Here is a 26,219-nt window from a genome sequence, read left to right as displayed (position 1 = left end):
CGCCCAGGGGAGAGGGGATATGGTCCGCAGGCAGCAGGGCATCACGCTGATGAGCTTCGTCATCGTGCTCATCGTCGTCGGTTTCTTCGCGATGATCGCAATGAAGCTGTTCCCGATGTACAGCGAATACCACAACCTCAAGGGCGTGATGGACGAGTTCGCGGCCCAGCCGAACGCGGCGCGGATGTCGCCGTCGGAAGTCCAGACCGACCTGTTCCGCCGCTTCAACATCGCCTACGTCACGTCGGTGAAGAAAGAGAACATCAAGATCATCCGCGAAGGCAGTCGGGCGCAGCTCAACATCGCCTACGAGGTCCGCGTCCCGATGATCGGCAACCTCGACGCCGTCGGCGTCTTCGACCGCACGGTCACGCTCACCGGTTCGGGCCCGGGTGGCTGAGCGTCTCGATCACCCGTTCCGCTCGCCCGAACTGCTGCAGCAGGCGCTGCGCCATCGCAGCGCCGGTACTCCGAACAACGAACGGCTCGAATTCCTCGGCGATGCGCTGCTGAACCTCGTGGTCGCCGAGGCCCTGCACGAAGCCTGGCCGCGCGCCGACGAAGGTGCGCTGACCCGGGCACGCTCCGCCCTGGTGCGTGAATCGGCGCTCGCCGACCTCGCCCGCCGGCTCGACCTCGGCGCGCGCATCGAACTCGGCCCCGGCGAACTCAAGAGCGGTGGCCACCGCCGCGACTCGATCCTCGCCGACGCGCTCGAGGCGGTCGTCGCGGCGATCCATCTCGATGCCGGCTTCGAGGCCTGCCGGGCCCAGGTGCTGCCCTGGTTCGCGCCGATGATCGCCGAACTTCCGGTCGGCAAGGCCGAGAAGGACCCGAAAACCCGGCTGCAGGAATGGCTGCAGGCGCGGCAGCGGCCGCGGCCGTGCTACCGCCTGCTCGACACGGTCGGCGACGACCATGCCCGCGTCTTCCACGTGGTCTGCGAGGTCGCCGAGCCGGCGCTGTCGGAGACCGCCGAAGCCGGCTCGATGCGTGCCGCCGAAATGCTCGCCGCCGAGCGCGTGCTCGCGCGGCTGGAGGCGAAGTGAGCGATACCGACAACGAAGACACCCCGTTCCGCGCCGGCACCGTCGCCGTGCTCGGCCGCCCGAACGTCGGCAAGTCGACCCTGGTCAATGCCCTGGTCGGCGCCAAGGTCAGCATCGTCTCGCCGCGCCCGCAGACGACCCGCCACCGCCTGCTCGGCATCGCCACCTTCGCCGACGGCCAGCTGCTGCTGGTCGACACCCCCGGCATCCACCGCGAGCAGAAGCGGGCGATGAACCGGATGATGAACCGCGCCGCCCGTGGCGCCGTCGACGGCGTCGACGCCGCGGTGCTGGTGATCGAGGCCGGGCGCTGGACCGACGAGGACGACCTGGCCTTCCGCGCACTGCGCGAGGCGAAGGTGCCCTGCGTGCTGGTCGTCAACAAGGTCGACAAGGTCGCCGACAAAGGTCAGCTGCTGCCGTTCATCGCCCAGGTCGCCGACGGCCGCGAGTTCGCCGCGGTGCATCCGGTGTCGGCGCAGAAGAACAAGGGCCTCGAGGCGCTGGCGAAGACCCTGGTCGGGCTGGTGCCGGAATCGCCGCCGCAGTACGGCGAGGACGAGATCACCGACCGCAGCGAGCGCTTCCTCGCCGGCGAACTCGTGCGCGAGCAGCTGATGCTCCGCCTCGGCGAGGAGCTGCCGTATTCGACCACCGTCGAGATCGAGCGCTTCGAGGAGGACGGCGAACTGCTGCGCATCGCCGCGGCGATCTGGGTCGAACGCGACGGCCAGAAACCGATCGTGATCGGCAAGGGCGGCGAGCGCCTGAAGGCGATCAGCACCGGCGCCCGCGTCGGCATGGAGAAGCTGTTCGGGCGCAAGGTCTTCCTCGAGACCTGGTGCCGCGTCCGCGAAGGCTGGTCCGACGACGAGGCGGCACTGCGCCGCTTCGGCTATTCCGACTGATTCCGCGCCGGGGCGCGCATGCGCATCGAGGGCCAGCCCGCCTACGTGCTGCATGCGCGGCCGTGGCGCGAGACCAGCCTGATCGTCGAACTGCTCAGCCGCGACCATGGCCGCGTCGGCGTCGTCGCCCGCGGCCTGTCCGGGCCGAAGCGGCACCCGCTGCGTGCCGCCCTGCAGCCGCTGCAGCACGTGCGTGCCGACTGGCTGGGCCGCGGCGAACTCGGCCGCCTGCTCGCTGCCGAAGCCCTCGATGCGGCGCCGCTGCTCACCGGCGACCACCTGCTGGCGGCCTTCTACGTCAATGAACTGCTGCTGCGGCTGCTGCCGCGCCAGGACCCGGCGGCGACGCTGTACGAGCGCTACGGCGAGCTGCGCGCTGAACTGGCCGCGACGACGCCGCTGGCCTGGACCCTGCGCCGCTTCGAACGCGACCTGCTCGACCTGCTCGGCTACGGCCTGCCGCTCGACACGTCCGCCGACGGCCGCGCGATCGATCCGGCGGCGCGTTATCGCCTCGACCCGGAACTCGGTCCGGTGCGCGATCCCCACCACGGTGCCGGCTCCGCCAGCGGCGCAGCGCTGCTGGCGCTGGCCGCGGACCGGCTACCGCCGCCGGCACAGCTGGCCGAACTGCGGCCGGCACTGCGGGCCGTGCTGCGCAGCCACCTCGGCGGCGCGCCACTGAAGTCCTGGAGCCTGATGGGCGACCTCGCCGAGCTCGCGGCGCCGCGCGGCGAATGAGGCCTCAGGCGTCCGCGAGCAGCCGCGCGGCCGCCGCTTCCAGACCGGCGAAGGCATCGTCGTCGTCGGGCATCGCCGCCAGCACCCGTACCCGCGCCTGCAGCGCCGGCGCCCCGACGTAACCGCAGCTCGCCAGCAGCCGGTGCAGGCGGGCGCGCACCGCCGCGTGGTCGCCGGCGTGGCGCTCGGCGCGCAGGCGCCGGCATTCGTCGGGAAGTTCGGCGAGGAACAGCCGGCGCAGGGTCGCGACCGCCCCGGCGTCGCCGAGTGCGCGCGTCGCGGCCGCATCGTCCCAGTCCTCGCCGAGCCAGGGTGACACCGCCGCGCGCAGCGTCGATGCCGGCAGGGGCTTGGCCAGAACCGCGGCGAAACCGGCAGTGCGCAGGCGGCGCACTTCGTCGCTGCCGGCATCGGCGGTCAGTGCCAGCGCCGGTGTCGCCAGGCCGCGGGCGCGCAGTTCGTGGAGCAGGGCGGCGGCGTCGCCGTCCGGGAGGCGTACGTCGAACAGCCACAGCGCCTGCGCGGGCGTCGCCAGCGTCCGCGCCGAGGCCAGGTCGGGGGCATGGTCGATTCGCAGCGCGGGTGCCGCGAGCACGGCCATCACGAAGGCGGCGATCGTCGGGTCGTCCTCGAGCAGGAGCAGGCGCCGCGGTGCGTCCGGGGCAGCGCCCGGGGCGGTGGGGACGACGCGGGACGGCTCGCATTCCATGCGTGGATCTCCATGCACTTGCCACGCCGTGCACCGGCGCTGCCACTATGCTGGGCAGCATGCGGCGGCCTTCCGGTGGCATCAAGCGGCTCCTGTTCTGCCTGTGCCTGCTCGCCGCGGGCGCGGCACCCGCGCGTACGGTGCACCTGGACGTCGCCCATGTGCGCAGCGGCGTCGGCAGCCTCGACGGCGTGCAGGCGCGCCTGCAGTGGCGCGACGGCGAACCGCAGGGCGCGCTGGAAGTACGCGTCGCCGCGGTGGATTTCCCGCTGCTCGCCTTTCGCGCGACCAACCTCGCCTGGCGCTGTCCGCTGCAGCGACCGGGCGCCGGCGAATGGGTCTGCGAGGGGCCGCTGGCCGGCGCCGGTGCCGACGGACGGCGGCTGTCGCTGCAGCTTTCTCCGGTGGCGACGCGGGCGGTGCTCGACGGCGGCGGCCAGCGGATTTCCTACGAGAACCAGGCGGCTTCCCCGGCGCTCTCGCGGATCGAGCTGCGCGGGGTGCCGGTAGCCTGGCTGCAGGGCTTCCTCGAAGGCCTGTGGGCGGACGGGCACTGGGGCAGCGGCACCGTCGCCGGCCGCATCGACGTGCATGCGCCGGCGCAGGGCCTGCGCGTCGACACCGACCTGCGCCTGGCCGGTGTCGGCATCGAAACCCCGGACGGCTGGCTCGCCGCCGCCGGCGTCGACGCCGGACTCGAGGTCGTCTACCGCGACGATGGCAGCGCCGACGGCAGCGGCCGCCGCATCGACATCGGCCTGCGCACCTCCGCCGGCGAACTGCTGGTCGACACCTTCTACGTGCCGCTGCCGGAATCACCGGTGGACATCGCTGTCGCCGCCGAGAGCGGCGGTGACGGCAGCTGGCGGCTGCCGCGGCTGCGCTGGATCGACGGCGAGGTACTGCAGGCCGAAGGCAGCGCCCTCGTGGATGCGGCCGGCGGGATCGCCGCGCTCGACCTGCAACTGCATGCCGGCGACCTCGCGACCGTCCGCGACCGCTACCTGTCCGGCGTGCTCGCACCGGCAGGCTTCGCCGATCTGGTGCTCGGCGGCAGCGTCGATGCGCGCCTGCGCCTGGCCGAGGGCCAGCTGCAGGCGCTGGCGATCTCGCCGCACGCGGTCACCGCGATCGACCCGCGCCAGCGCTTCACCCTGGCCGGGGTCGACGGCGATCTCGACTGGCAGCGCGCCGGCAGCGGCCCGGCCGGACACCTGCGTTGGGGCGCGGGCGCGCTGTTCGGCATCGGCCTCGGCGGCACCCGCTTCGATTTCGAAGGCGCCGGCGGCCAGCTTCGCCTGGCGGCGCCGGCGCACATCGCCGCGCTCGGCGGCGAGATCCGCATCGACGGCCTGGTCTGGTCGCCCCCGGGCGGCGGCGAGGGCACGCGCTTCGAACTGGGACTGGCGCTGGACCGGCTCGATCTCGGCAGCCTGTCGCAGCGCCTCGGCTGGCCACCCTTCACCGGCCAGATCTCCGGCCGCATCCCGGCGGCGCGCTACGCCGACAACGTGCTGGCCCTCGACGGCGGCCTGCAGATGCAGCTGTTCGGCGGCCGCGTCGGCATCGATGGTGTCGTGCTGGAACGGCCCTTCGGGGCGGCGCCGTCGCTGAGCGCGGACGTGGCCATCGACGACATCGACCTCGAGCCGCTGACCGCCGCCTTCGGCTTCGGTGCGATCACCGGCCGTCTCGACGGCCGCATCGCCGGCCTGCGCATGATCGACTGGTCGCCGGTGCGCTTCGACGCATTCCTGCAGACCGACCCGGCCTGGAACGGCCGCCAGCGCATCAGCTACCGCGCGGTCGAGGACATCACCCGCGTCGGTGGCGGCGGTGGCCTGATGGGCGGCCTGCAGACGCAGGCGCTGAAGTTCTTCGATGATTTCGGCTACCGGCGCATCGGCCTCGGCTGCCGGCTGCGCGACAACGTCTGCGACATGTCCGGTGTCGATTCAGCAGGCGACGGCTATACCATCGTCCAGGGCGCCGGCCTGCCACGGATCCAGGTCGTCGGCTTCCGGCGCCGCGTCGACTGGCCGACCCTGGTCGACCGGCTGCAGGCGGCGACCGAAGGCCAGGCGCCGGTGATCGACTGACCCCCACCACAGCGAGACGTCCCATGCAGATCAGGAAGAAGCCCCTCGTTTTCTCGTCGCTGCTCTTCGCGGGACTGCTCGCACTCGCGGCCTGCGTCACGATCAACGTGTATTTCCCGGCCGCCGAGGCCCAGGAGGCGGCGGAGGAATTCGTCGAGAAGGTGCTCGGCGACGAGGCCGCCGCCGGTTCGAACCCGCAGTCGTCGGTGCTTCCGGCCCGCCGCGGTTTCCACCCGCTCGACCTGCTGATCAGCCCGGCGGCCGCGCAGAGCGCCGACATCACGATCCGCACCCCGGCGATCCAGGCGATCCAGGACCGCATGGCCGCGCGCTTCCGCGACAGCCTGCAGGCGCATTTCGACAGCGGCGCGCTCGGCTTCGGCAAGGACGGCCGCATCGTCGTCCGCGACGCGACGAAGATCGCGCTGAAGGACCGGGTCGGCGTCAACCAGGCCGTCGCCGACGACAACCGCGACCGCGACGCCGTCTACCGCGAGATCGCCGTCGCCAACGGCCACCCGGAATGGGAAGGCCAGATCCGCGAAACCTTCGCCCGGCAGTGGATCGCCTCGGCGCGGGCCGGCTGGTGGTACCAGGCCAGCGACGGCGCCTGGAAGCAGAAGTAACGCTCCCCACCCCCTCTGTAGGAGCGGCTTCAGCCGCGATCCGTCCGCGCGTGGCTCGGGCGGTGGGGATGGAGGGAGAAAGAAGAGCATCGCGGCTGAAGCCGCTCCTACAGCAGGGGCGGCTCGTCGGCTGTTCTGCGACAATCGCGGCCCCTTTCCGCCGGTAGTTCCCGTGGGCCGTTCCCGCAGCAAGCTGCACGACGTATTCGACGTCGTGATCACCGACCTCAGCCACGACGGCCGCGGCGTCGGCCGCCGCGACAGCGGCAAGACCGTGTTCGTCACCGGCGCGCTGACCGGCGAGACCGTGCGCGTCGAACAGACCGGCCGCAACCGCCATTTCGACGAGGCGCGCACGACCGAGGTGCTGGTGCCGTCGCCGGACCGGGTCACGCCGCGTTGCCCGCATTTCGGCACCTGCGCCGGCTGCGTGCTGCAGCATCTGGCGGCGCCGGTGCAGATCCAGGCCAAGCGCCGCGTGCTGATGGACAACCTGCGCCGCATCGGCCACGTCGAACCGCAGCGCGAACTCGAGCCGCTGCTCGACCTGGCCTGGGGCTACCGCCGCAAGGGCAGGTTCTCGGTGCGCTGGGTCGATAAGAAGGGCAAGGTCGTCGTGGGTTTCCGCGAGACCAATCCGCGCTTCGTCGCCGACCTCGCCGAATGCCACACGGTGGTGCCGCAGATCGGCAGCCGCATCCCGGAGATCGAGGCGGTGGTCGCCAGCCTCGACGGCCGCGGCACGATTCCGCAGATCGAGTTCATCGCCGGCGACGACGCCGTCGCCCTGGTGTTCCGCCACCTCGAGCCGCTGTCCGATGCCGACCGCGAGCGGCTGGTCGCCTTCGCGCAGGCGACCGGCTTCGCGGTGTTCCTGCAGCCGGGCGGCCTCGACAGCGTCGCGCCGCTGTGGCCGCAGACGCCGCCGCGGCTGGCATTCGCGCTGCCGGGCCACGACGTCGACCTCGAGTTCCGCCCGCTCGACTTCATCCAGGTCAATGCCGGCCTGAACGTGAAAATGATCGCCGCGGCGCTCGACCTGCTCGACCCGCAGCCGCAGGATCGCGTGCTCGATCTGTTCTGCGGCCTCGGCAACTTCACGCTGCCGCTGGCGCGTCGCGCCGGCCAGGTCGTCGGTGTCGAGGGGGATGCCGGCCTGGTAGCACGCGCCCGCGCGAATGCCGCCGCCAATGGCCTCGGCAACGTCGCGTTCCACGCCGCCGACCTGTTCAAGGACCTGTCGGCCGAGCCGTGGATGCGCGCCGGTTTCGACAAGCTGCTGCTCGATCCGCCGCGCGCCGGCGCCGCCGAGGTGCTGGCGCAGCTGCCGCTGAAGGGCATCGACCGCATCGTCTACGTGTCCTGCCACGCGGCGTCGCTGGCGCGGGATGCGGGTTTCCTCGTCCGCGAGCGCGGTTACCGGCTCGTCGCGGCGGGGGCGATGGACATGTTCCCGCAAACCGCCCACGTCGAATCCATCGCCCTCTTCGAACGCTGACGCGCGCGGAAGGCACGTGCGTCCGCGTCGGCGGGCGTGGCCGGTGGCGACCGCAGGTGGGTACGCCGGCGGCGCCGCCGCGCTGCGAGGGGGCTTCGCTTGCCCCGCGGTCGCAAGCGCCATCCCTGGCCAGCTCACGCGGGTGCGCTACGGCATCCTGCCTCCGCTCAAGCGAACCCCCTCGCATCACGGCGTCGCCCCGATTGCCGTCGGCGGTCGCCATCGGCCACGCCCGCCGACGCGAACGCACGGGCTCCCGGTCGCCGAAAGCACGCCAGCCTTCGAACAGCGCGAACTGCGCGCAGTTTCGCTCGCCACGTCCGGGTGAGGTCGCTGCGGTGAGGTTTCGTGTCGGGCGTTCCGGTCGCCAGGCTGCCGTGTGGCTGCGGGGTTCGCCTTCGGGGCTGTGACCGCCCGGGAAAATCGGGCGACGCCGTGCTGCGTAGGGGTGGGCTTGAGCGGAGGCAGGATGCCGGAGCGTACCCGCCTGAGCTGGCCATGGATGGCGCTTGCGACGGCGGGGCAAGCCCAGCCCTACGCAGCGCGGCGGCGCTGCGACGTTCCTGCATGCGGTCACAGCCCCGGAGGCGAACCGCGCGGCCGCACGTCAGGTGGGTGGGACGGTTTGCGGGTCGTGGTATTCGAAGCCGAGGGAGGCGGGCGCGATGCGGGCGACGCGGGCGCCGACGACGACCGCGCGGCCGGGACCGTCGAAGAAGATCAGCTGCACGAGGTCGGCGACCTCGAGCGCGCAGTCGGCGGGCCGGAAGGTGCCGCAGCCGCCTTCGGAGAGATCCTTGACCTCGGCGACCCAGGCGGCATCGCCGCGCACCACCATCACCCGCGCGGCGAAGGGCACGCGGTCGGAAAAACGCTGGTGTTCGATCATCCGCCGGCGCCTCAGATCGACTGCATGCGGCCGCCGTCGACCGGCAGACTGACGCCGTTGACGTAGCCGGCGACCGGGGAGGCGAGGAAGGCGATCGCGGCCGCGACTTCCGCGGCCTCGGCGAAGCGGCCCGCGGGCACGGTCGCGAGCATCGCCTTCGCGACCTCGTCGGTCGACTTGCCGCTGGCGGCGGCGCGCTCGGCGAGGATCTGTTCCAGGCGCTGCGTGCGGGTATAGCCGGGCAGCACGTTGTTGACGGTGATGCCGTCGGCGGCGAGTTCGCGCGACAGCGTCTTCGCCCAGGCGGCGACCGCGCCGCGGATGGTGTTGGACACGCCGAGGTTGGCGATCGGCTCCTTCACCGAGGTCGAGATCACGTTGACGATGCGGCCCCAGCGCGCGGCGCGCATGCCCGGCAGCACCTGCTGCACGAGTACCTGGTTGGCCACCAGGTGCTGGCGGAAGACCGCGACGAACTGCTCGGGCTCGGCGGCGTGCGCAGGCCCGCCGGGCGGGCCGGCGGTGTTGTTGACGAGGATGTGCACCGGCTTCGCGGCGACCAGCGCGGCGACCGCGGCACGCAGGCCCTCGGCTTCGCCGGCATCGGCGACGACATGGCCGTGGCGCTGGTCGGCGCGGCGGGGCAGGGCGGCGACGACTTCGGCGAGTTTGCCGGCGCGGCGCGCCAGCACGGTGACGTCGGCGCCGGCCAGCGCCAGCGCTTCCGCGGCGGCGCGGCCGATGCCTTCGGAGGCGCCGCAGACGAGGGCGTGGCGGCCACGCAGGTCGGTGTTCATGGTTCGTCTCCTGGCGGTCGGCGGGCGAGGCGGTCGCGCATCAGCGCGGCGATCTGGCGGTCGGCTTCACGACCGCTGGCGGCGAGCACGTCGGCGGCCGCGGTGACGTTCGCCGCCGGGTGGTTCTGGTTGAGCTTGAACTTCAGTTCGAACCGTTCGACCTCGAGCGTGAACGCGACGATGCCGCGCAGCAGGCCCGTGTGCGCTGGGTTCTCCGGCTCGAAGCGCCAGTCGCTGCCCAGCGCGGACTCGTGCCGGGCCGACAGCGCGGCGACGACCGCGGCGGTCGCGGCGGCATCGTCGTGCACGCGCAGCGCGCCGTGCAGGTGCGCGACGGCGTAGTTCCACGTCGGCACCCGCGCCGCCGCTTCCTTGTCCGGATACCAGCCGGGCGACACGTAGGCGTGCGGGCCGTGCACGATCGCCAGCGCCGGCCCGTCGCCGTGCCGCCACTGCGGATTGGCGCGCGACCAGTGCCCGCGCAGCACGATGCGCTCGCCGTCGCGGGCGTAGAGCACCGGCAGGTGACTGACCGCCGGCACGCCGTCGGCGACGGTCACCAGCGTCACGAAGGGGTCGTGCGCGGCCAGCGCGTCGAGTCCGGCGAGGTCGGTCTCGGCGAAGTGGCGCGGCGTGTACATCGTCAGAGGTCGCGGCCGGTCAGCGGATTCTTCAGCGGCTGCATCATCGTCGCGGCCAGTGTCTCGTCGTCGTCGCCCTGCGGCGGCTCGATCTCCTCGAGGTCCAGGCCCCAGGCCTCGGCGTCGTCGGCGTCCATGCCGTCGAGGGCGCGGTATTCGGCGTCCATCAGCGCGGCGCGGGCGACGTCCCCGCTTTCGTAGACGCTGGTGCGGCCGTCGCAGTCGAAGACCTCGGCGACGCCGCTCTCGAGCACGCGCAGGCGCGCCCAGACCAGCAGCCGGCCGAGGTGGGCCAGCCACCACTGTTCTTCGTGGTTCGTGGAATCGTTCATGGGTTTCAGGCCGTGATCAGGGTGACGGTGCCGACGACGCCGATCAGCGCCAGCCAGCCGCTGATGCCGGCGGTCGCGGCGAAGAAGTCGAGGTTCCGGTCGTGCAGGCGGCGGTGGCCGAAGCGCATCAGCCACCAGCTGTAGGCGAGGCCGCCGTCGTTGACGCCGGCCGGCAAGGGATGGCCGCGGTCGAGGTGCTGGCGCCAGGCCAGCACCCGGAAACCGAAATGCGCCGGCAGCGCCGAGCCGGCGAGGCCCAGGCACAGGAACAGCCAGATCGAGCCGGTGCCGGCGTTCACCGCGGCGACCGCATCAGAACGTCGCCAGGCCCGGCGCGCGCGGGTAGGGGATCGCGTCGCGGATGTTGGCCAGGCCGCAGGTGTAGACCACCAGGCGTTCGAAGCCGAGGCCGAAGCCGGCGTGCGGCACGCTGCCGTAGCGGCGCAGGTCGCGGTACCAGCCGTAATGCGCCGGTTCGAGGCCGAACTGCGCCATGCGTGCATCGAGCACGTCCAGGCGCTCCTCGCGCTGGCTGCCGCCGATGATCTCGCCGATGCCGGGCGCGAGCACGTCCATCGCGGCGACGGTCCTGCCGTCGTCGTTGAGGCGCATGTAGAAAGCCTTGATCTGCTCCGGGTAATTCATCACCACGACCGGGCGGCCGACGTGCTGCTCGGTCAGCCAGCGCTCGTGCTCGGTCTGCAGGTCCAGGCCCCATTCGACCGGGAAGTCGAACTTCTGCCCCGACTTCTGCAGCAGCGCCACCGCCTCGGTGTAGTCGATGCGCTCGAACGGCGCATCGATGAAGGCCTGCAGGCGGCTGATCGCGGTCTTCTCGACGCGCTCGGCGATGAAGGCCATGTCGTCCGCGCGCTCGTCGAGAACGGCGCGGAACAGGTACTTCAGGAAGGCCTCGGCGAGATCGGCGTCCTCCTTCAGCGTCGCGAACGCGATCTCCGGCTCGATCATCCAGAACTCGGCCAGGTGCCGGGTGGTGTGCGAGTTCTCGGCGCGGAAGGTCGGTCCGAAGGTGTAGACCTTGCTCAGCGCCAGGCAGTAGGCCTCGACGTTGAGCTGGCCCGACACGGTCAGGAAGGTCTCCTTGCCGAAGAAGTCGCGCGAGAAATCGACGTCGCCCCTGCCGTCGCGCGGCAGGTTGGCCAGGTCGAGCGTCGACACGCGGAACATCTGGCCGGCGCCCTCGGCGTCGGAGGTCGTGATGATCGGCGTGCTGATCCAGTAGAAGCCCTGCTCGTGGAAGAAGCGGTGCACCGCCTGCGCCAGGCAGTGGCGGATGCGCGTCACCGCCCCGAACAGGTTGGTGCGCGGCCGCAGGTGGGCGTATTCGCGCAGGTATTCCAGCGAATGCTGCTTCGGCTGCATCGGATAGGTCAGCGGATCGTCGACCCATCCGGTGACCTCGATCGCCGTGGCCTGGAGCTCGAATCTCTGCCCCTTGCCCATCGACGGCGCCAGGGTGCCGGTGGCGATCACGCTGCAGCCGCTGGAGAGCTTGCGCACCTCGTCGGCGAAATTGCCGAGCGCGGCGGTGGCCACGACCTGGATCGGGTCGAAGCACGAACCGTCGCTCACGTTGACGAAGCACAGTTCCCCGGAGTCGCGGCGGGTGCGCACCCAGCCGCGGACCGTGACCTCGCTGCCCGGGGCGATCGCCCCCGACAGCGCCTGCTGCACGCTGACCACTGCCATCTGTTGATTCCTGCCCGAACGGACCGATATCGGCGAAGTCCGCAAGGATACCGCAGGGCCGCGTTCACGCCGCGGACCTATACTGCCGCTCCCCGACACCGGAACCCGCCATGGCCGTCTCCCTGACCCCCGCCGCCGCCGACCGCATCCGTGGCTACCTGGCCGAAACGCCGGGCGGTTATGGTCTGCGCTTCGGGGTGCGCAAGTCCGGCTGCAGCGGCTTCGCCTACGTGGTCGACATCGCCACCGCGCCGGGCCCGGACGACCTTGTGTTCGAGACCGCCGGCATTCCGGTGCTGGTCGACGGCGACAGCCTCGCCGCCGTGGACGGCACCGAGATCGACTTCGTCGCCCAGGGCCTGAACCAGCAGTTCGTGTTCCGCAACCCGAACGTGTCGGCGGAATGCGGCTGCGGGGAGTCCTTCACCACGTCGGCGGGGTCGGACCCCTTTTCCGCCTGAGGATCACGCCCGGGCCGGGTGATGCCCGGACGGAAAAGGGCTCTGACCCCGGTTTCTCCTGCGCGGAGCGCAGGTCCCGGGCGATGCCCGGGAAGAACCGGGGTCGGAGCCCTTTTCCATGCGATTCCACCGGATCGGGACGGATTCCGGTGGAAAAGGGATCCGACCCCGTCTAGAATGCGCGGCTCCCCGCAGCGGGGAGACCCTTGCTCCACGGCATCCGCCGGGGGCTGCCAGGCCGGATCCCGGCCGCATCCACAAGGAAAAACCAATGCGTCATTACGAAATCGTGTTCATGGTCCATCCGGACCAGAGCGAGCAGGTGCCGGCGATGATCGAGCGCTACAAGGCGCTGATCGAGAGCGACGATGGCAAGATCCACCGCCTGGAAGACTGGGGCCGCCGTCAGCTGGCCTACGCCATCGACAACCTGGTCAAGGCCCACTACGTGCTGATGAACATCGAAGTCAGCCAGAAGGTGCTGGGCGAACTCGTCGACGGCTTCCGCTTCAACGACGCCGTGCTGCGCCACATGGTGATCAAGCGCGACGAAGCGGTCACCGAGCAGTCGCTGATCATGAAGAGCAAGGACGAGAAGAGCGATCGCCGTCCGCGCCGCGACGATGAAGAAAACCCGGCCGCCGGCGAAGCCGCCGCCGAAGCCTGAGACCGGAGACCGACATGAGCAAGTTCTTCCGCCGCCGCAAGTTCTGCAAGTTCACCGCCGAGGGCGTCAAGGAGATCGATTACAAGGATCTCAACACGCTGCGCCAGTACCTGACCGAGAACGGCAAGATCGTTCCGAGCCGCATCACCGGCACCAAGTCGAAGTACCAGCGCCAGCTGCAGACCGCGATCAAGCGCGCCCGCGAGCTCGCCCTGATCCCGTACACCGACAACCACCAGAACTGATCCTTACGGACAGCAGCCGTTGCGGCGCCGTGTGCGCCGCTAACGTCAAGGAGCAAAAGCAATGCAACTGATCCTCCTGCAGAAGGTCGTCAACCTCGGCGGCCTCGGCGACAAGGTCAACGTCAAGCCCGGTTACGGCCGCAACTTCCTGATCCCGTACGGCAAGGCCGTGCCGGCGACCGCGGAGAACATCGCCGCGTTCGAGGCCAAGCGCGCAGAATACGAGGCCAAGGCCAACGCGATCCTGGCCGAAGCCGAGGCCCGCAAGGCCAAGCTCGAAGGCCAGGCCGTCACGATCAAGGCCAATGCCTCGACCGAAGGCAAGCTGTTCGGCTCGGTCGGCCCGCGCGACATCGCCGAGGCCTTCACCGCCGCCGGCCTGCCGCTCGAGAAGGGCGAGGTGGTCATGGGCGAAGGCCCGCTGCGTCGTACCGGCGAGTTCGACATCGAAGTGCGCCTGCACGCCGACGTCCAGACCGCCGTCAAGGTCGTCGTCGAAGCCGACGCCTGATCCCCGCTTTTCCGCCGTACCCGCGAAGGGCGCCTCCGGGCGCCCTTCGTTTTTTCCGCCGGTCTGGTTTCGTCCCGGTTCGACGCCGGGGTGGGGTTCGCGGGCTGGCCGCAGTGCGTGCGGTTCTTGCGCGGACACGCCGCAAGTACGTCCATGTAGGCTAATCGGCGACATCCATGTCGCCGATTGTCCGCGCAAGAACCGCACGCACTGCGGCCTTCCGGATTCCTCGCCGGCGCCGAGGGATGAATCGCGGCCGCGGAAAAATCGAACGCCGCCCGACCGCCCTTCGCGGCACGCGTGCCGGAGCACGTCTCCTCGTGCCTCGTATGGACGACGACCTGCCTTCCTGGCGCCGGCCGATGAATTCCGGTGGCGGCGCGCGCACTGCACGCGACGCCAGCCCGCGCAACCAGCCCCGGCGTACAGCGAACCGGCCAGTGTCTCAGCACACGAGACACGGGCGGTGTAGGAATTGCGCACCGGTTATGCACAGGGTTGTCCCTGTCGCGGTGTCGGACGGATCGTTAGGATGACGGACGCACCGCAGCACGCCCCGAGAACGATCAGACCATGGCATTCCGCTCCGAAGCGCAGCGCACCGAAAGCAAGCTCGAGACCCTGCGCGTGCCGCCGCAGTCGGCGGAGGCCGAACAGGCCGTCATCGGCGGCCTGATGCTGGCGCCGGACTCGCTCGACCGGGTCGGCGACTTCCTCACCGAGCACGATTTCTACCGCCGCGACCACCGGCTGATCTATCGCGCGATCCGCGAGCTCAGCGACAAGGGCCAGCCCTTCGACGCGGTGACCCTCGGCGAGTGGTTCGAGTCCAACGGCCTGTCCGAACAGATCGGCGGCACCGGCTACCTGGTCGAACTCGCGGCGAGCACGCCGTCGGCGGCGAACATCCGCGCCTACGCCGAGATCGTCCGCGAGAAGTCGGTGCTGCGGCAGCTGATCGAGGCCGGCACCGAGATCGTCAACGACGGCTTCCAGCCGGAGGGTCGCGACAGCCAGGAAGTGCTGTCGGCGGCCGAGATGAAGGTGTTCAAGATCGCCGAGCAGGGCCGCCGCGGCCGTGCCGACTTCGTGCCGCTGCGCGACGCGATGAAGGATGCCTTCCAGATCCTGCAGGAGCGTTACGAGAACGCCGGCAGCATCACCGGCCTGCCGACGGGTTTCCACGAGCTCGACGAGATGACCGCCGGCCTGCAGCCGAGCGACCTGATCATCCTCGCGGCGCGCCCGGCGATGGGCAAGACGACGTTGGCGCTGAACCTCGCCGAATACGGCGCACTGAAGACCAGGAAGGCCGTCGCGGTCTACTCGATGGAAATGTCGGCCTCGCAGCTGGCGTTCCGCCTGATTTCCTCGATCGGTCGGGTGAATGCGACGCGCCTGCGTACCGGCCAGCTCGAGGACGAGGACTGGTCGCGCGTGAACATGGCGATCAAGATGCTGTCGGACGTCAAGATCTTCATCGACGACACCCCGGCGCTGTCGCCCGACGTGCTGCGCAGCAAGGCGCGGCGCATCAAGCGCGAACACGACCTCGGCCTGATCGTCATCGACTACCTGCAGCTGATGCAGGTGCCCGGCAGCGCCGAGAACCGCACCAACGAGATCTCCGAGATCTCGCGCTCGCTGAAGGCGCTGGCGATGGAGCTGAAGGTGCCGGTGATCGCGCTGTCGCAGCTCAACCGTGGCCTGGAATCGCGCACCGACAAGCGGCCGGTGATGTCGGACCTGCGCGAGTCGGGCGCGATCGAGCAGGACGCCGACATCATCATGTTCATCTACCGCGACGAGTACTACCACAAGGACTCGCCGGACAAGGGCCTGGCCGAAGTGATCATCGCCAAGCAGCGTAACGGCCCGACCGGCACCGCCAAGCTGAAGTTCTTCGGCGAATACACCCGCTTCGACAACCTCGCCCGCGACAGCGTCGGCAGCTTCGAATGAGCCGGACGGGCCCGCGCGCCCGTCAGCCCGCCACCCGCACCGCGACCAGCGACAGCAGGTAGCCGACGCCGATCCCGGTCGCGAGCTGCTGCGCGATCCGCGTGCGGTTGCCGCCGATCGCCAGCGCCGCCCACAGCGCCGCGCCGACTGCCGCGCTGCCGGCGGCCAGCGCGCCGGGCGCCGACCACGGCGGCGTCGCGACCAGCCATACGATCGCGTTGAAGCCGCAGACGATCCGCAGCGGCAGCGGCAGCGCCGCCGGGTGCGGGGTCGGAAGGCGGGCGCTCATCGGCCGGCCGCCGCGGTTTCCGCCAGCGCGATGCCATCCGACAGCTGCCCGACCTCGACCCGGCGCAGCACCTCGCCCGTTTCCACGTCGACCTCGACTACCGCGCCGGCCTCGACCAGGCTCAGCACGATGCGGTCGGCGCGCGCCCCGGGCAGCATTCCCAGCGGCAGGCCGGCGATGCGGTGCGCATGCCGCTGCGTGCGCGTGGCGACGTCGAACACCAGCAGCGTGCTCGCTTCCGGATCGACGACGAAGGCGAGGCTGCCGTCGCGGCTGAACTCTATGCGCGCCGGATAGCTGCCGGCGGGCAGGGTCGCGACGATCTCGCCGCTTTCCAGGTCGAGCACCTTCACCGTGCCCTCGCCGTTGAGGCCGACCCAGGCCTCGCGGCCGTCCGGACGCACCGCCAGCCCCTCGGGCTTGTCGCCGACGCGGTAGCTCGTGAGCTTCGGCGCCGGCTGCCCGGCACGGAAATCCAGCCGGCTGACGGTGCCCGACAGCATGTCGGCGGTCAGCAGCTGCTGGCCGCCCGGCACCAGTTCGAGCATGTGTGCGAGGTCGCCGCCGATGCCGTAGATGCGGTCGACGCGCCCTTCGGCCGGATTGAAGCGGGCGAGCACGCGGTTGAGCTCGGCGGTGAAGTAGACGTTGTCGCCGGCGCGGGCGAGGCCGTGCGGGCGCAGCAGCGGCGCGGTGTCGACCCGGCGCACGACGCGGCCGTCCGCGAGGTCGACCTCGACCAGCTCGTGGCCGACGACCTGTGCGCTGCCGTAGGACGCCACCCATGCGCGGCGGCCGTCGGCCGAGGCGATCACCTCGTGCACGCCGGTGCCGACGTCGACCGTGTGCCGCAGCCGGAAGGTGGCGTGGTCGATCACCAGCAGACGGCCGCCGTCGCGGTCGAGCGCGAGCACGTCGTCGGCGTGCGCCGGCACCGTCGCCAGCAGGAGGGCCGCGCAGGCGGCGAGGGTAGGGAGTCTGGTTCGCATCATTGGATCCTCGGTCACGGCCGCGGTGCGGCGTCGACGCAACGATCGCGGGCTGGGCGCGGCGACGGAAGGGACGAAGGGCCCAGTCGCCGCCGGGGCGGGACGAGTCGCGCCGCTCAGCCCTGCAGGCGGGCGTAGAGGGCGTCGCGCCAGGTGCGCGACAGCCCGAGCTCGGTACCGTCGCGCAGCACGACGACGTGGTCGCCGTTGGCCAGCGGGCGCAGCGAGGCGATCTTCGCCACGTTCACCAGCCGCGAGCGGTGGATGCGCTGGAACAGCGCCGGGTCCAGCCGCGCCTCCAGCCGCGTCAGCGTCTCGCGGTGCACGTGGGTGGTGCCGTCGGCGCGGATGCAGGCGTAGTTGCCGGCCGCCTCCACCCAGTCGATCGCCGCCATCGGCACGAGGGTGGTGCCTTCGCGTTCGCGCAGCACCAGCCAGGCCGGGGTGTCGCGGCCGGCACGACGGCGGGTGGCGACGCGTTCGAGCGCCTCGCCCAGCGCTTCCGCCGAGACCGGCTTGAGCAGGTAGTCGACCGCATCGACGCGGAACGCGCGCGCGGCGAACCCGGCGTGCGCGGTGGTGAACACCACGGCCGGGCGCGCGTCGGCCGGCAGCCGGTCGAGCAGGGCGAAGCCGTCGGCGCCGGGCATGTCGACGTCGAGCAGCAGCAGGTCCGGCGCATGCAGCGCGACCGCCGCCGTGGCGGCATCGACATCGGCGCAGGAGGCGACCACCGTGACGTCGGGCCAGCCGCGCAGCAGCCGCTCCAGCCGCTGCCGCGCCAGCGCGACGTCGTCGACGATCGCCACCCGCAGCGGCGAGGCGCTCATGGCCGCTCCGCCGGCAGCACGAGGTCGAGCCGGAAGCCGCCGCCCGGCGCGGTCGCGACGGTCAGACCGGCGCGGTCGCCGTATTCGCTGGCGAGGCGGGCGCGGGTGTTTGCGAGGCCCACCCCCTCGCGCAGCGGCGGCGTGGCGCCGGCGCCGTCGTCGGCGACGACCAGGTGCAGCCGCGCCCCGACGACGGTGGCGGCCAGGCGCAGCGTGCCGCCGGCCGGCCGCGGCGCCAGTCCGTGCCGCAGCGCGTTCTCCACCAGCGGCTGCAGCAGCATCGGCGGCACCGCGACATTCAGCGCGGCCGGCTCGATCGCCCGTTCGACGCGCAGACGGTCGCCGAACAGGTCGTGCTGGATCGCCAGGTAGTCGTCGAGGAAATCGAGTTCCTCGCGCAGGCTCACCCGCTGCCGTTCGCCGTCGTCCAGCGCACGCCGCAGCAGGCCGGACAGGCGCAGCAGCATCGCCTCGGCGCGGGCGGGGTCGACATGCACCAGCTCGGCCAAGGCATTGAGCGTGTTGAACAGGAAATGCGGCTGCAGCTGCAGCCGCAGGGCCGCCAGCCGCGCCTGCGCCAGCTGCGCCTCGGCGCTGCGGCGGGCGTCGTGCTGCAGCAGCGCGATGCCGACCGCGAACAGGCCGGCGACCACCAGCAGGTCGGTCGCCGCCAGCCCGACGCCCTGGCCGACGAACACCGGCAGCAGTGGCAGCCGGCCGCCGTGCAGGGCGATCACCAGGGCCGTCATCGCCACCAGGTGCAGCGCGGTAAGCGCCAGCGCGACGCCCACCAGGCGCAGCCCGTGGCGCCAGCGCGCCGCCGCGAATGGCGGCCAGCGCCGCACGGCCCGCAGCGCCGCCGGGGTCAGCAGCGCCCACAGCAGGAAGATCGCGGTGTTGTGGGCGATCGCCAGCCACAGCGGCGACGGTTGCGGCCGCGCCGCGTTCAGCAGCAGCGTCTGCGGCAGGAACACCACCGACAGGCCCGCCCACGCCGCCCAGGTGGCGACATTCGGCAGGCGGGGCAAGGAACGGGACATTGGCCGATTCTAGGGGCGCACCGCGGCGCAGCCGCCGCCGGCGTGACGGAACGCCGCGCCGGCGTGACGGAACGCCGCCCGCGAATCGCCACAACCGCCGGCAGCCGCGCCGCTAGAATCCGTGCAGTCCCGCACCGGACCGCCGATGTCCCCGCCCGCCCGCCATCCCGACGCCGAGCGTGTCACCGCCGACGTCTTCCAGCAGCGTCCGACCCGCATCCGCGTCGACCTCGACGCGCTCGCGCACAACCTGAAGACGCTGCGCGCCCACGCCGGCGTGCCGGTGATGGCGGTGGTGAAGGCGAATGCCTACGGCCACGGCCTGGTACCGGTCGGCCGGCACCTGCAGGCGGTCGGCGTCGAGCAGCTCGGCGTCGCCTTCCTCGAGGAGGGCGTCGCGCTGCGCCAGGCCGGCGTCACCGTGCCGATCCTGGTGATGGGCGGCATCTTCGGCCCGCAGGCCAGCGAGCTGATCCAGCACGACCTGATGATCACCGTGTCCTCGCTCGACAAGCTGCGCCTGGTCGAGGCCGCCGCCGAAGCGCTCGGTCGCCGCGCCCAGGTGCATCTGAAGATCGACACCGGCATGGAGCGGATCGGCGTGCACGCGCGCAATGCCGGCCCTTTCATCGAGGCCGCGGTGGCCTCGGCGTGGTGCGACATCCGCGGCATCTATTCGCACCTGGCGCGCGCCGACGAGCCGGACTCGCCGGCGACCGCCCAGCAGCTCGAACGCTTCCTCGACGCCTGCGCGCACTTCGAACGCCTCGGCGCGCCGATGCCGCAGCGCCATCTCGCCAACTCCGGCGGCCTGCTCTGGTTCCCGCGGACGCATCTCGACCTCGTCCGTCCCGGTATCGCCCTCTACGGGGTGATGCCCGACCCGGCGCTGCCGTCGCCGCTGCCGCTGCGGCCGGCGCTGTCGCTGCGTTCCCAGGTCGTCTACTTCAAGGTCGTGCCGAAGGGCCACCCGGTCAGCTACGGCGGCACCTGGACCCCCGACGTCGACACCCGCGTCATCACGGTGCCGATCGGCTACGGCGACGGCTGGCCACGTGCGCTGTCCTCGCGCGGCGAGGTGCTGGTGCGCGGCCATCGCCGGCCGATCGTCGGCCGGATCTGCATGGACCAGTTCATGGCCGATATCGGTCCCGACGGCAGTGCCTGGAACGAGGACGAGGTGATCCTGATCGGCGAGCAGGACGGTCACGCGATCCGCTGCGAGGACGTCGCCGCCGCGGCCGGCACCATCCCCTACGAAATCCTCGTCAACCTCAACCTCCGCATCCCCCGCGAATACACCGGCGGCGTCTGACTCGCCCGCGTTGCGGCCGCGAAAGGCCGCCCGCGGTGGAGGCGACGCCGCAGCGTCGGCGCCCGCACGAGGGGCAGGTCCGGCCGGCTGGGAAAGCGTCATCCTGACCAACCATGCCGGCCGTTCGGGCGTCCTGCCCTCACTCCGGACCTGCCCCTCATGCGTGCGCCGCCGCCCGTATTCCTGTCGACCGCGGGCTGTCGCTTCGCCGCCACGCGCGGCGCGTCTGCGCCGACGTGACCTCGGGAGTGTTCTGTCGCAGGGCGAATCGATCGTCGCGCGGAACGCGTTGCGAACAGTCGGAGGCCGGACGATGCGCGCGCGTGCAACGCGGCCCCACGCTCGCGCCGAAATCGCCCGCGGTCGACGAAGCATCGGAGCGGCGTCGTACGCACAAGGGGGTGGCCCGGAGTGAGGGCATGGATGCCCGAACGGCCGGCATGGTTGGTCAGGGATGACGCTTTCCCAGCCGGCCGGGCCACCCCCTTGTGCGGACGGCGACGCGCCCGACGAAAGCCACCACCGCGGGCCGCTTTCCGACGCGAACCCCGCGCCGCGTTGCACGCGCGCGCAACGGCCGGCATCCTGACTGCCTCCTGGGGAGGACGAGATGGCGGAGCGCAAGAAGGTGCGGAAGGTCCCGATGTCGCGCGTGGACACCGCGTGGCTGCGCATGGAACGACCGACCAACCTGATGATGATCACCGGCGTGATGATGTTCGAGACCCCGCTCGACATCCGCACCCTGCGCAAGGTCGTCGAAGAGAAGTTCCTGGCCTATCCGCGTTTCCGCCAGAAGGCGGTCGAGACCCCGACCGGTGCCTTCTGGGTCGACGATCCCGATTTCGACCTCGACCACCACCTGCGCCTGACCGCGCTGCCCGGCCGCGGCGGCAAGAAGGAACTCGAGCGCTTCACCAGCCAGATGGCCTCGACGCCGCTCGACAAGACCAAGCCGCTCTGGCAGTTCCATCTGGTCGAGAAATACGACGGCGGCTCGGCGCTGATCGCGCGCATCCACCACTGCTACGCCGACGGCATCGCCCTGGTGCAGGTGCTGCTGTCGCTGACCGAGGTCGCCGAAGGTCCGAAGAAGGCGGCGCTGGCCCGGCGCTGGCTGAAGAAGGAGGAGCACGCCCCGGTCGCGCAGCGCGTCGGCGCGATCGACCGCTACGTGCAGCTCGGCAACCGGATGCTCGAGAAGGGCATGGAGTTCTATCGCGATCCGAGCCTGGCCGCGGTGCTCGCCAACGAGGGCGTCGACATCGCCCGCGAGATCGGTCTGGCGCTGTCGCTCAGCGACGACCCGGAAACGGTGCTCAAGGGCAAGCTCGGCGTCAGCAAGCGCGTCGCCTGGGCCGAGCCGCTGCCGCTGGACGAGGTCAAATCGCTGAGCCGGGCACTTGGCTGCACCGTCAACGACGTGCTGCTGGCCTCGGCGTCCGGTGCCCTGCGCAGCTACATGCTCGAGCGTGGCGAAACGCTCGACGGCGTCACCGTGCGCGCGACCGTGCCGGTGAACCTGCGCCCGCTGGAACATGCCCGCCAGCTCGGCAACCACTTCGGTCTCGTCTTCCTCGACCTGCCGGTCGGCGAAGACAACCCGATGCGGCGGCTCGAACGCATCGCCGCGTCGATGCGGGTGCTGCGCAAGTCGCGGCAGGCGGTGGCGACCTTCGGCGCGCTCGCGGCGGTCGGCATGGCGCCGCCACCGGTGCAGTCGTTCGCGCTCGAGCTGTTCAGCCGCAAGGCCTCGACCGTCGCCACCAACGTGCCCGGCCCGCAGATGCCGCTGTATTTCGGCGGCAGCCGCATCCGCGACCTGATGTTCTGGGTGCCGCAGACCGGCTCGATCGGCCTCGGCATCTCGATCATCAGCTACAACGGCCAGGTGCATTTCGGCCTGATCGCCGACGCCCGCCTGATGCCCGATCCCGATTCGGTGATCCGTCGCTTCCGGCCCGAATTCGAGAAGCTGCTGTACCTGGCGCTGATGGCGCGCTGGGAGGGAACGTTCGGGGCGGAGGACGCCGAGGCCCTGATGCTCGAGGTCAGTTCGTAGTTCGTACGAGGTGCGAGGTAGGGAAGCTCGTCCCCGGTCGGCGCTTGCCCTCACTCGAACAACACGCGCTTCGCGTGAGTAATCTGTCGCGACCCACGCTTCATCACAGGTTACCTACTGCCTCCCATGCACTGCGAAATCCCCGGCCTCGGCCTCTCGTCCCCCGACGGCAACTTCCCCGATCCGGCGCTCGACGTGCCGGCTGGCGAGGACCGTGGCGAGGCCGTGCTCGCCGGTGGCTGCTTCTGGTGCACCGAGGCCGTGTACGCGCGCCTGCGTGGGGTCACCGAAGTGCTGCCGGGCTATGCCGGCGGCGATGCCGACACCGCGAACTACGAGGCGGTCTGCCGCGGCGATACCGGCCATGCCGAGGTGGTCCGCATCGCCTACGACCCGGCGCAGATCAGCTTCGGGCAATTGCTGAAGGTGTTCTTCGCGGTCGCCCACGACCCGACCCAGCGCGATCGCCAGGGCAATGACGTCGGCCGCCAGTACCGCTCGGCGATCTTCCCGCTCGACGGCGTCCAGGCCCGGGTCGCCCGCGCCTACATCGACCAGCTCCAGGCCTCGGGCATCTTCCGGCTGCCGATCGCGACGACCCTCGAGCCGCTCGAGACCTTCTTCGTCGCGGAGGCCTGGCACCACCGCTACGCCGAGCGGAATCCCGGCCAGCCCTATATCCGTGCGGTATCGACGCCGAAGGTCGAGAAGCTGGCGAAGGCCTTTCCCGAACGCCTGCGCTGACCTCGCCTCCTGTAGGAGCGCCTTCAGGCGCGATGCTCCCGGCCCGGAAGCACCGCGCCTGATGGCGCTCCTGACCCTCAGGCCAGAAGCATCGCGCCTGAAGGCGCTCCTACGGGGCAAGGCCGGGAATTCTGCGTTGCGGGCGCGTGCCTTGGCCGGCACTCGCCGCATCCCGATGCTGCGGGCACCCATTACACGGAGTCCACACGATGAAGCTCTACTACATGCCCGGCGCCTGCTCGCTGTCCCCGCACATCGCCCTGCGCGAGGCCGGCCTGGACTTCGAGCTGGTCGCCGTCGGCCGCGACAAGAAGACCAGCGACGGCCGCGACTTCCGCGAGATCAATCCCTTCGGTTACGTGCCGGCGCTGGAGCTCGACGATGGCGAAGTGATGACCGAGGGACCGGCGATCGTGCAGTACATCGCCGACCTGAAACCCGAGGTGGGGCAGGCGCCGGCGAACGGCAGCCGCGAGCGTTACCGCCTGCAATCCTGGCTGGGCCTGATCAATTCCGAGATCCACAAGTCGATCGGCGCGCTGTTCAACCCGGCGCTCGACGAAGCCGGCCGCGCGGCGGCGGTCGCCCGCATCGAGGACCGCCTCGGCACGCTGGAGAAGCTCGTCGGTGACGCGTACCTGCTCGGCGCGCATTACTCCGTCGCGGATGCCTATCTCTACGTCGTGCTCAGCTGGCTCGGCTTCCACAAGCTCGACCTCGGGCGCTGGCCGAAGCTGAAGGCGCTGCACGACCGTGTCGATGCCCGCCCCGCGGTGCAGGCCGCGCGCGCCGCCGAGAGGACCGCCGGCAAGAACGCCTGAGCGGAAAGCGCACGTCCGGGCGCGTCCCTGCGTTCCGGACGTCCGCTCCCCGGGGACTCAGCCGCGCGGCGAGGTCGTCAGATCGCGTCGCGCCTGCGTGCGGCGGGCTTCGGGCACGGTCCGCGGCGCCAGCGTCGGAGCCTGCGCCTCGTCTTCCCACGACAGCGTGATGCGGCAGCCGTCGTAGTCGCAGATCCAGATCGCGCAGCCGGCCGGGCTGCAGAGCACGACATCGCAGGCGCCGCTGCAGGGCGGCTGCATCGGCGGGGTCGTGGGCAGGTCGGCCGCGGCCGGAGCGGCGAAGGCCAGCAGGCTGCTGGCGATGAGCGGCGAAAGCGGGAAACGTCGGTTCATGGCGGCTCCTCCCTGTGCCGCGGCGGAAGTGCCGTGGCGCCCGGCGATCGCGCCGGTGAGCCATCATCGCGACGCCGGCCGCCGCCGCCGTCGGGCGAGCCGCGCATGCTGGGGTAGGAAGTCGCCGCCGCCCGGCGTGCGTCGCTTCCGATAGTGCCGACGCGTCAGCGGCGCCGCCGCGCCATCGTGGGCGGTCTTTCGTGTATCGGGCCGAGGCCGGAGGCCCCGATCAGTCCTCGTGCGCCTCCGCCAGCGCCCGGCGCAGGCTACCGGCGCCGTCGCCCTCGTCCGGGCGGTAGCGGATGTCGTCCAGGCGCCACTGGCCGCCCTCGCGGACCAGCACGAAATCGTCGTGCCAGGCCAGCGCCGGCGTGACCGTGTCGTCCTCGAAGCGCACGCGCAGCACGCAGCGGTCGCCGCCGCAGGGCGCCGCCGGCGCCAGCACGCGGTAGCCGGTGTAGGGCTCGTAGGACGAGGAGTTGAACAGCGGACCTTCGATCAGCGGCGGCTTCTCGTCCGGAAACCGGCTGATGAAGCGTGCCTGCGCCGCACGTGCGTCGGCGATCGCGACGTTGAGCCTGGCGCTCAGCAGCGGTGCGATCCGCCGCGCGTCCTCGCCCTGCGGCAGCCCGGACTGATGGCCGTGCCGCTTCAGGAACAACTGCACCTGCGCCACCGCCGGGTCGACGCTGGCGGCGGCCTGGGCCACCGCCACCATCGACAGCGCCAGCAGCGCCGCCAGTGCGATCAGGACGCGCAGCGGCCGCATCGTGATCAGCCGCGCAGCGCGTCGGCGGCCGGCCGGTAGTCGTAGCCGAGGTCACGGGCGACCGCGGCGTACGTGACCTTGCCGCGATGCACGTTCAGGCCTTCGAGCAGGTGCGGGTCGTCGAGCATCGCCTGCACGCCCTTGTTCGCCAGCTGCACCGCGAAGGGCAGGGTGGCATTGGTCAGCGCGAAGGTCGAGGTGCGGGCGACGCCGCCGGGCATGTTCGCCACGCAGTAATGGATGATGCCGTCGACCTCGTAGGTCGGGTTCTGGTGGGTGGTGGCCTTCGAGGTCTCGAAGCAGCCGCCCTGGTCGATCGCGACGTCGACCAGCACCGAGCCCGGACGCATCAGCTTCAGGTTCTCGCGCGACACCAGCTTCGGCGCTGCGGCGCCCGGAATCAGCACCGCGCCGATCACCAGGTCGGTATCCGGCAGGCGCTCCTCGATCGCGTCGCGGGTCGAGTAGATCGTGGTCAGGCGGTCGCCGTAGAGCTCGTCGAGGTACTTCAGGCGGTCGAGCGAACGGTCGAGGATGGTCACGTGCGCGTTCATGCCCATCGCCATGCGCGCGGCATTGATGCCGACCACGCCGCCGCCGATCACCAGCACTTCCGCCGGCTTCACGCCCGGCACCCCGCCGAGCAGCACGCCGGAACCGCCCTGCGCCTTCTCCAGCGCATGCGCGCCGGCCTGGATCGACATGCGCCCGGCCACTTCCGACATCGGCGCCAGCAGCGGCAGGCCGCCCTTGCGGTCGGTGACGGTCTCGTAGGCGATGCAGGTGGCGCCGGAGGCGACCAGCGCCTTCGTCTGCTCCGGATCGGGCGCCAGGTGCAGGTAGGTGTAGAGGATCTGGCCTTCGCGCAGCATCGCGCATTCGACCGGCTGCGGTTCCTTGACCTTGATGATCATGTCGGCGCGCCGGAAGATCTCCTCGGCGGTGTCGACGATCTGCGCGCCGGCCTTCTCGTACATCTCGTTGGTCAGGCCGATCTGGGCGCCGCCGTCGCGCTGCACGATCACCTGGTGGCCGTGGCCGACCAGTTCGCGCGCGCCGGCCGGAGTCAGGCCGATGCGGTATTCGTGATTCTTGATTTCCTTGGGTACGCCGATAAGCATCGAACTGCCCTCCCGGGGCGGAACTGATCTGGATTCTCGT

At 71.1% G+C, this 26,219-nt stretch carries 30 protein-coding genes; 16 read left to right on the top strand and 14 right to left on the bottom strand.

What is annotated here, in order from left to right; genetic code table 11:
• Window positions 1–19 precede the first annotated feature (19 nt).
• From K311_RS0103795 to recO, 4 genes are read left to right on the top strand one after another with little or no spacing between them, the layout of a single operon-like run.
• The gene (locus K311_RS0103795; protein ID WP_026816218.1) at window positions 20–400 is read left to right on the top strand and encodes a DUF4845 domain-containing protein; all 381 of its coding nucleotides are present in this window, start codon (window positions 20–22) and stop codon (window positions 398–400) included.
• Window positions 393–1,049: a ribonuclease III gene (gene rnc, locus K311_RS0103790; RefSeq protein WP_026816217.1), complete on the top strand. Its 657-nt coding sequence runs from the start codon at window positions 393–395 to the stop codon at window positions 1,047–1,049. Before K311_RS0103795 ends, rnc begins: the two co-directional genes overlap by 8 nt.
• On the top strand, window positions 1,046–1,957 hold the full coding sequence (gene era / locus K311_RS0103785) for a GTPase Era (protein ID WP_026816216.1): 912 nt from the start codon (window positions 1,046–1,048) through the stop codon (window positions 1,955–1,957). Before rnc ends, era begins: the two co-directional genes overlap by 4 nt.
• 18 nt (window positions 1,958–1,975) lie before the next feature.
• Window positions 1,976–2,698, top strand: coding sequence for a DNA repair protein RecO (recO, locus tag K311_RS0103780; protein ID WP_026816215.1), 723 nt, complete (start codon window positions 1,976–1,978; stop codon window positions 2,696–2,698).
• Between the two features lie 4 nt (window positions 2,699–2,702).
• Here the strand turns inward: recO and K311_RS15155 are convergent, their stop codons facing one another.
• Window positions 2,703–3,407: a response regulator transcription factor gene (locus tag K311_RS15155; protein WP_051239437.1), complete on the bottom strand. Its 705-nt coding sequence runs from the start codon at window positions 3,405–3,407 to the stop codon at window positions 2,703–2,705.
• A gap of 59 nt (window positions 3,408–3,466) precedes the next feature.
• Here K311_RS15155 and K311_RS0103770 point away from each other — a divergent pair, with 59 nt between their 5' ends.
• The 3 genes from K311_RS0103770 to rlmD all read left to right on the top strand — a co-directional run bounded on the left by K311_RS0103770 (window position 3,467) and on the right by rlmD (window position 7,630).
• Window positions 3,467–5,506: a translocation/assembly module TamB domain-containing protein gene (locus K311_RS0103770; RefSeq protein WP_154659436.1), complete on the top strand. Its 2,040-nt coding sequence runs from the start codon at window positions 3,467–3,469 to the stop codon at window positions 5,504–5,506.
• A gap of 23 nt (window positions 5,507–5,529) precedes the next feature.
• Window positions 5,530–6,132, top strand: a complete 603-nt coding sequence (locus tag K311_RS0103765; RefSeq protein ID WP_043797981.1) for a YdbL family probable chaperone protein — start codon at window positions 5,530–5,532, stop codon at window positions 6,130–6,132.
• 172 nt (window positions 6,133–6,304) lie between these two features.
• The gene (gene rlmD, locus K311_RS0103760) at window positions 6,305–7,630 is read left to right on the top strand and encodes a 23S rRNA (uracil(1939)-C(5))-methyltransferase RlmD (protein WP_026816212.1); all 1,326 of its coding nucleotides are present in this window, start codon (window positions 6,305–6,307) and stop codon (window positions 7,628–7,630) included.
• 607 nt (window positions 7,631–8,237) lie between these two features.
• On the opposite strand, the gene K311_RS0103755 is transcribed toward rlmD, so the two are convergent.
• Genes K311_RS0103755 through asnS form a run of 6 tightly spaced genes read right to left on the bottom strand, consistent with a single transcriptional unit; the run spans window position 8,238 to window position 11,999 of the window.
• The gene (locus K311_RS0103755; protein ID WP_026816211.1) at window positions 8,238–8,519 is read right to left on the bottom strand and encodes a PilZ domain-containing protein; all 282 of its coding nucleotides are present in this window, start codon (window positions 8,517–8,519) and stop codon (window positions 8,238–8,240) included.
• Window positions 8,520–8,530: 11 nt separating this feature from the next.
• Window positions 8,531–9,316: an SDR family oxidoreductase gene (locus K311_RS0103750; RefSeq protein WP_026816210.1), complete on the bottom strand. Its 786-nt coding sequence runs from the start codon at window positions 9,314–9,316 to the stop codon at window positions 8,531–8,533.
• Window positions 9,313–9,957, bottom strand: a complete 645-nt coding sequence (locus tag K311_RS0103745) for an FMN-binding negative transcriptional regulator (protein WP_026816209.1) — start codon at window positions 9,955–9,957, stop codon at window positions 9,313–9,315. The genes K311_RS0103750 and K311_RS0103745 overlap by 4 nt, the downstream gene beginning before the upstream one ends.
• Window positions 9,958–9,959: 2 nt before the next feature.
• The gene (locus K311_RS0103740) at window positions 9,960–10,289 is read right to left on the bottom strand and encodes a hypothetical protein (RefSeq protein WP_026816208.1); all 330 of its coding nucleotides are present in this window, start codon (window positions 10,287–10,289) and stop codon (window positions 9,960–9,962) included.
• Window positions 10,290–10,294: 5 nt separating this feature from the next.
• Window positions 10,295–10,588, bottom strand: a complete 294-nt coding sequence (locus K311_RS0103735) for a hypothetical protein (RefSeq protein WP_026816207.1) — start codon at window positions 10,586–10,588, stop codon at window positions 10,295–10,297.
• 13 nt (window positions 10,589–10,601) lie between these two features.
• Window positions 10,602–11,999 (bottom strand): asparagine--tRNA ligase, encoded by a 1,398-nt coding sequence (asnS, locus tag K311_RS0103730; RefSeq protein WP_026816206.1) that lies wholly within the window; start codon window positions 11,997–11,999, stop codon window positions 10,602–10,604.
• Between the two features lie 110 nt (window positions 12,000–12,109).
• Between asnS and K311_RS0103725 the strand changes: the two genes are divergently transcribed.
• From K311_RS0103725 to K311_RS0103705, 5 genes are all read left to right on the top strand, one after another.
• Window positions 12,110–12,460: a HesB/IscA family protein gene (locus tag K311_RS0103725; protein ID WP_026816205.1), complete on the top strand. Its 351-nt coding sequence runs from the start codon at window positions 12,110–12,112 to the stop codon at window positions 12,458–12,460.
• A 271-nt stretch (window positions 12,461–12,731) separates the two neighbouring features.
• Window positions 12,732–13,127, top strand: coding sequence for a 30S ribosomal protein S6 (rpsF, locus tag K311_RS0103720; protein WP_026816204.1), 396 nt, complete (start codon window positions 12,732–12,734; stop codon window positions 13,125–13,127).
• A 14-nt stretch (window positions 13,128–13,141) separates the two neighbouring features.
• Complete coding sequence (gene rpsR, locus K311_RS0103715; RefSeq protein WP_026816203.1) at window positions 13,142–13,372, top strand: 30S ribosomal protein S18; 231 nt, start codon at window positions 13,142–13,144, stop codon at window positions 13,370–13,372.
• A gap of 61 nt (window positions 13,373–13,433) precedes the next feature.
• Window positions 13,434–13,883: a 50S ribosomal protein L9 gene (rplI, locus tag K311_RS0103710; protein WP_026816202.1), complete on the top strand. Its 450-nt coding sequence runs from the start codon at window positions 13,434–13,436 to the stop codon at window positions 13,881–13,883.
• 573 nt (window positions 13,884–14,456) lie between these two features.
• Window positions 14,457–15,845 (top strand): replicative DNA helicase, encoded by a 1,389-nt coding sequence (locus K311_RS0103705; protein WP_026816201.1) that lies wholly within the window; start codon window positions 14,457–14,459, stop codon window positions 15,843–15,845.
• Between the two features lie 22 nt (window positions 15,846–15,867).
• Here K311_RS0103705 and K311_RS0103700 read toward each other — a convergent pair whose 3' ends face one another.
• The 4 genes from K311_RS0103700 to K311_RS17440 all read right to left on the bottom strand — a co-directional run bounded on the left by K311_RS0103700 (window position 15,868) and on the right by K311_RS17440 (window position 18,993).
• Window positions 15,868–16,134: a hypothetical protein gene (locus K311_RS0103700; RefSeq protein WP_026816200.1), complete on the bottom strand. Its 267-nt coding sequence runs from the start codon at window positions 16,132–16,134 to the stop codon at window positions 15,868–15,870.
• Complete coding sequence (locus K311_RS0103695) at window positions 16,131–17,123, bottom strand: Vgb family protein (RefSeq protein ID WP_154659435.1); 993 nt, start codon at window positions 17,121–17,123, stop codon at window positions 16,131–16,133. Before K311_RS0103695 ends, K311_RS0103700 begins: the two co-directional genes overlap by 4 nt.
• Before the next feature lie 116 nt (window positions 17,124–17,239).
• Window positions 17,240–17,953 carry a LytR/AlgR family response regulator transcription factor gene (locus K311_RS0103690; protein WP_026816198.1) on the bottom strand — a complete coding sequence of 238 codons (714 nt, stop codon included), beginning with the start codon at window positions 17,951–17,953 and terminating at the stop codon, window positions 17,240–17,242.
• Complete coding sequence (locus K311_RS17440; RefSeq protein WP_051239436.1) at window positions 17,950–18,993, bottom strand: sensor histidine kinase; 1,044 nt, start codon at window positions 18,991–18,993, stop codon at window positions 17,950–17,952. Before K311_RS17440 ends, K311_RS0103690 begins: the two co-directional genes overlap by 4 nt.
• A 145-nt stretch (window positions 18,994–19,138) precedes the next feature.
• Here K311_RS17440 and alr point away from each other — a divergent pair, with 145 nt between their 5' ends.
• The 4 genes from alr to K311_RS0103665 all read left to right on the top strand — a co-directional run bounded on the left by alr (window position 19,139) and on the right by K311_RS0103665 (window position 23,935).
• Window positions 19,139–20,308 (top strand): alanine racemase, encoded by a 1,170-nt coding sequence (gene alr / locus K311_RS0103680; protein WP_051239435.1) that lies wholly within the window; start codon window positions 19,139–19,141, stop codon window positions 20,306–20,308.
• Window positions 20,309–20,918: 610 nt separating this feature from the next.
• Window positions 20,919–22,370 carry a WS/DGAT/MGAT family O-acyltransferase gene (locus K311_RS0103675; protein WP_026816196.1) on the top strand — a complete coding sequence of 484 codons (1,452 nt, stop codon included), beginning with the start codon at window positions 20,919–20,921 and terminating at the stop codon, window positions 22,368–22,370.
• A 126-nt stretch (window positions 22,371–22,496) separates the two neighbouring features.
• Window positions 22,497–23,114 (top strand): peptide-methionine (S)-S-oxide reductase MsrA, encoded by a 618-nt coding sequence (gene msrA / locus K311_RS0103670; RefSeq protein WP_026816195.1) that lies wholly within the window; start codon window positions 22,497–22,499, stop codon window positions 23,112–23,114.
• 209 nt (window positions 23,115–23,323) lie between these two features.
• Window positions 23,324–23,935, top strand: coding sequence for a glutathione S-transferase N-terminal domain-containing protein (locus K311_RS0103665; RefSeq protein WP_026816194.1), 612 nt, complete (start codon window positions 23,324–23,326; stop codon window positions 23,933–23,935).
• Window positions 23,936–23,992: 57 nt separating this feature from the next.
• Here K311_RS0103665 and K311_RS0103660 read toward each other — a convergent pair whose 3' ends face one another.
• From K311_RS0103660 to ald, 3 genes are all read right to left on the bottom strand, one after another.
• The gene (locus K311_RS0103660) at window positions 23,993–24,289 is read right to left on the bottom strand and encodes a hypothetical protein (protein WP_026816193.1); all 297 of its coding nucleotides are present in this window, start codon (window positions 24,287–24,289) and stop codon (window positions 23,993–23,995) included.
• 229 nt (window positions 24,290–24,518) lie between these two features.
• Window positions 24,519–25,058: a hypothetical protein gene (locus K311_RS0103655; RefSeq protein WP_026816192.1), complete on the bottom strand. Its 540-nt coding sequence runs from the start codon at window positions 25,056–25,058 to the stop codon at window positions 24,519–24,521.
• A gap of 5 nt (window positions 25,059–25,063) precedes the next feature.
• The gene (ald, locus tag K311_RS0103650) at window positions 25,064–26,179 is read right to left on the bottom strand and encodes an alanine dehydrogenase (RefSeq protein WP_026816191.1); all 1,116 of its coding nucleotides are present in this window, start codon (window positions 26,177–26,179) and stop codon (window positions 25,064–25,066) included.
• Window positions 26,180–26,219: the final 40 nt, after the last annotated feature.

This window comes from Arenimonas composti TR7-09 = DSM 18010, assembly GCF_000426365.1.
In the GTDB taxonomy this organism is placed as follows: domain Bacteria; phylum Pseudomonadota; class Gammaproteobacteria; order Xanthomonadales; family Xanthomonadaceae; genus Arenimonas; species Arenimonas composti.
Note: the sequence above shows the minus strand (reverse complement) of the source record. Positions and strands in the feature narration are given on the sequence as shown.